Origin of the sequence: Streptomyces sp. 8N706 (assembly GCF_052245415.1) — a bacterium.
Lineage (GTDB): Bacteria > Actinomycetota > Actinomycetes > Streptomycetales > Streptomycetaceae > Streptomyces.
On sequence record NZ_JBQQBW010000218.1, the window covers coordinates 1 to 3,638 of the forward strand.

The following is a 3,638-nucleotide window of genomic DNA, read 5'->3' on the forward strand; positions in this document are numbered from 1 at the left end:
CTGTCCCCCCCCCCCACACCGGTACCGGCTGATAAGCTGGTGCTCATGCGTGACGCCGTCCGGTGGCCGGCCCAGCGGTTCCGTACGAGCTCCGCAACGGTGTCCGTCAACCGTGGCCGTGCGGGTCATTTGACGCTACGTCAGTTCTGCAGCATGCATCCGTACCGACCGGCGGGTGCCGCGGCGGGTTCAGAACTGCACGTCCGAGCAGGCGTAGAAGGCGTTACCGGTGTCCGCGATGGTCCAGACGCCGACCATCAGATGCTTTCCGCTCAGCCCGGAGGGGATGGTGCCCGTGTGGGTGACCGTGGTGCCGGGCCGGGCGCCGCCGAAGGGGACGGTGAGGAACGGCCGGGTGTCCAGCGCGGCGCGGGTGAGCGGCCGCCGGGGGTCGTAACCGCTCTTGGTGATGTAGTAGCGGAAGTCGGTCGTCGCGTGGGGGGCGGTGAGCCGCCAGGTGAAGGTGTAGCTCTGGCCACCGCTGACCCTGGTGGCCGGCCAGGACCCACCACGCGCGTCGTCGAGCTGGGCGAACTGGCTGTTGCCGCCGCTGCAGATCCTGCCGTCGGCGGGACCGCCCGACGGGAAGCCCTTGGGACCCTCGACACTCTGCGGCTCCCACTGGATGGGGCCGCAGTCCTTCACTGTGCCGTCGGCGCAGAGCGCCTGCCGGCTGACGGGGAGGTTGGTGTAGCCGTGGCTGGTGGCGCTGCTCGTGGCGAGAACCGAGGCACCTATGACCCCGAGGCCGACCACGGCCGCACTGATCCGTTTGCGCATGCTTCGCTCCTGAAGAACGTGGGGGATGTTCTACGAGCAGGGGGGATGAGCTCAGCGCACTGCAGGTCTAGACCAAGTTGCAGATTAATCCCGGGAGTTGGACATGTCCAGACCAATCGGGGGGACGATGCGGTCGCAGTTCTCCCGGCACCGCTTGACCTGCTCGCCGTTGGGATGGTCGTTGGTGTCCACCCACGCGCGCGCTCCGGCCGCGGTGCGGCCGCCCGCCAACTGGCGCTCGACGAGCCGTGCGTCACGCACCGCGTCCGGCGCCTCGACATACCAGACCTCGGACATCAGCCGCCGGGCCTCGGTCCAGCCGGGTTCGGCGCAGGCGAGGTAGTTGCCCTCGGTGACGACGAGCCGGGTGTCGGGGCGCAGGAGATGACGAGCGGCGACGGGCTCGTGGAGGGTCCGGTCGTAGTCCGGTACGTAGATGTCGTGCCCCGTCTCCTCGACGGCACGGCTCAGCAGGGCGACGTACCCCCAGACGTCGAAGCTCGGCGCGGAGCCCTTCCGGGAGACGAGCCCGAGCCGCTCCAGCTGGGCATGGGAGAGATGGAATCCGTCGAGCGGGAGATAGCCGGCCGCGCCGGCGCCGTGGCGCCGCACGACCTCGGCGACCAGTGCGCGGGCGAGCGTGGACTTCCCGGCTCCAGGCGGCCCCGCCAGCCCGAGGACGACCCGTGGCTTCCGCCCGCGGCCGACGAGCGACCAGGCGTCCTCCGCCAGCTCATGGATCTCCATACGGCCGCAGCGTACGCCTGCCGGGCGGCGGACGGTGCGGCAGGAAAGGCATGCCGAGCGGGGCCAGGGCGGACACTGTCGCGCGTGACCGTCCTCACATTTCCCGACCCGTCGGCCGCCGCCCGCGGCCGTCCGGAGCACTCCCGCCGATCGGGTAGGATCTTTCCGTCAGCAAGCGCCGCTAGCTCAGTTGGTTAGAGCAGCTGACTCTTAATCAGCGGGTCCGGGGTTCGAGTCCCTGGCGGCGCACATGACACTCTGGGCCTCCTCGTCGTCGTCGGCGAGGGGCCCGGAGTCGTTTCGGGGGCCTCTCCGGGCAGCCGTGCCGCGACCGGCCGCGGCTCTTCACCCCCACGGCCGGGGGATGGTCACATCCACGGTCGGGGGATGGCCAAAACGGAGGTTGCGGTGCAGAGTCGCGGAATGGCGAGCGACATCCAGGAGCGGATCAAGAAGCTGATCATCGACCGGCGGCTGCCCTCCGGCGCTCCGCTGCCCACCGAGACCGAGCTCATGGAGCTCCTCGGGGTCAGCCGCAACTCCGTCCGCGAGGCGCTCAAGGCGCTCCAGGCGATGGGCATCGTCGAGATCCGGCACGGCTTCGGCACCTACGTCGGGCCGATGTCCATGGCCCCGATGATCGAGGGTCTGACCTTCCGCACGGTCGCCGGGCACTACCGCGGCGAGGACAGCCTCCTCCAGCTCCTGGAACTGCGCGAGGCGGTCGAGACCGGGCTGATAGCACGACTCGCGGGCCGGGTGCCCGCCACGGACCTCGCCGAACTGGACGCGCTCGTGGCGCGCATGGAGGAGGAGGCCACCGGTGGTGATGTCCGTGCCGACACCGACCGGGCCTTTCACGCCACGCTCTACCGCGGGCTGGACAACCTTCTGCTCAGCGAACTCGTGGAGGCGTTCTGGGACGCCTTCCACCGGGTCCGTACGGATCTGGTGGACAGCTCCCCCGACCCCAAGGTGACCTTCCGGCAGCACCGGGAGATCCTGGAGGCGGTGCGCTCCGGGGACGCAGTCCGCGCGGAGGCCGCCGTACGCGACCACTTCGGGAACATCCGCACCCGGCTGCGGTCCGCACACCGCGAAGGCTGAGACGCGTCGGCCCGGCCCCGGGCGTACGCACCGAGGGGCCCGGGGAGGGCGCGCCGCGGGGAGGGCGCGCGAAGCGGAAGGCCTGCCATCCCCGCGCCCCATCTGACACAAGCGTTTCCCTCATGCACACATATGACCGGTAAAGAGCTTGTTTCACCCTTGCGATCAAGCCATCTGATTCGGGACCCTATCCTGGACCTCATGGCTTCCACCGCGTAAATGGAACCAACAGGTCTGTGAGTTGGGGGACTCGATCGGTTGCGTTCGACGACGGGGTGGGGGCCCCGTTCGGACGAAGATGTCGGAGCGGGCATCATGCAACCGGAAGGTGGTTGTTCCAAGTCTTGAGGAACGACCACCCGACAGTGCTGGGCCGGGGTCGGTCGAGGGGGACCTGTGACCAAGGCTCAGAAGACATACGAAACACGCAGCCAGCTGCGTGCGGGGGGAATGACTCATGACGTCGACGCCTACCGGCGCCCGGCACTCCTACGACGCGTCCCGGACCACCCGGCTCCGCGTACCCCAGCAGCATCGGACGGGGGCCTCGCGCCTCGGTCCGCGGCGCACCAAGAAGGTGCTGCCGCGCTATGACTACGAGCACTACAGCCGGCTCGCCGGCCCGCTGACGCAGCCCGATCCCAACAAGCCGTACAGAGTGCGCTATCGCAGCCTGCTCGCCGACGAGCCGCACCGGATACGGGCGGGCCTGCTGCTGGGCGCGGCGCCGCTGGTCTCGCTGGGACTGCTGGTCTGGCTGCTGCAGCCCGCGCACTGGACCGAGCGGGACAACGCCTCGGACACCCTGGTCGTCCTCGATGCGATCATGCTGGTGTCGATCGGGCTGATCGAGCTCTTCCGCACGATGAACGTCCTCTCCAACGCGCATGCGACGCTGGTGGCGCGCGATCCGGTCCCGGTGGTGCCCGAGAACGGCACCAAGGTCGCCTTCCTCACCTCCTTCGTGCCCGGCAAAGAGCCCATCGAGATGGTGACGAAGACCC

Annotated in this window: 3 protein-coding genes, 1 tRNA gene and 1 pseudogene; 3 read left to right on the top strand and 2 right to left on the bottom strand. The window is 69.4% G+C overall.

The genetic code is table 11. The features are described 5' to 3' along the window. Positions 1–189: 189 nt before the first annotated feature. On the bottom strand, positions 190–780 hold the full coding sequence (locus ACTWQE_RS33800; protein ID WP_443332917.1) for a lytic polysaccharide monooxygenase auxiliary activity family 9 protein: 591 nt from the start codon (positions 778–780) through the stop codon (positions 190–192). 84 nt (positions 781–864) lie between these two features. Continuing rightward, positions 865–1,527 (bottom strand): nucleoside/nucleotide kinase family protein, encoded by a 663-nt coding sequence (locus ACTWQE_RS33805; protein ID WP_443332918.1) that lies wholly within the window; start codon positions 1,525–1,527, stop codon positions 865–867. A 175-nt stretch (positions 1,528–1,702) separates the two neighbouring features. Here ACTWQE_RS33805 and ACTWQE_RS33810 point away from each other — a divergent pair. The 3 genes and pseudogenes from ACTWQE_RS33810 to ACTWQE_RS33820 all read left to right on the top strand — a co-directional run. After that, positions 1,703–1,776: transfer RNA gene (locus ACTWQE_RS33810), tRNA-Lys, on the top strand. 174 nt (positions 1,777–1,950) lie between these two features. Further along, the gene (locus tag ACTWQE_RS33815; protein WP_443332919.1) at positions 1,951–2,634 is read left to right on the top strand and encodes a FadR/GntR family transcriptional regulator; all 684 of its coding nucleotides are present in this window, start codon (positions 1,951–1,953) and stop codon (positions 2,632–2,634) included. A gap of 457 nt (positions 2,635–3,091) precedes the next feature. Continuing rightward, positions 3,092–3,638: pseudogene (locus ACTWQE_RS33820) on the top strand (glycosyl transferase); the annotation flags it as partial.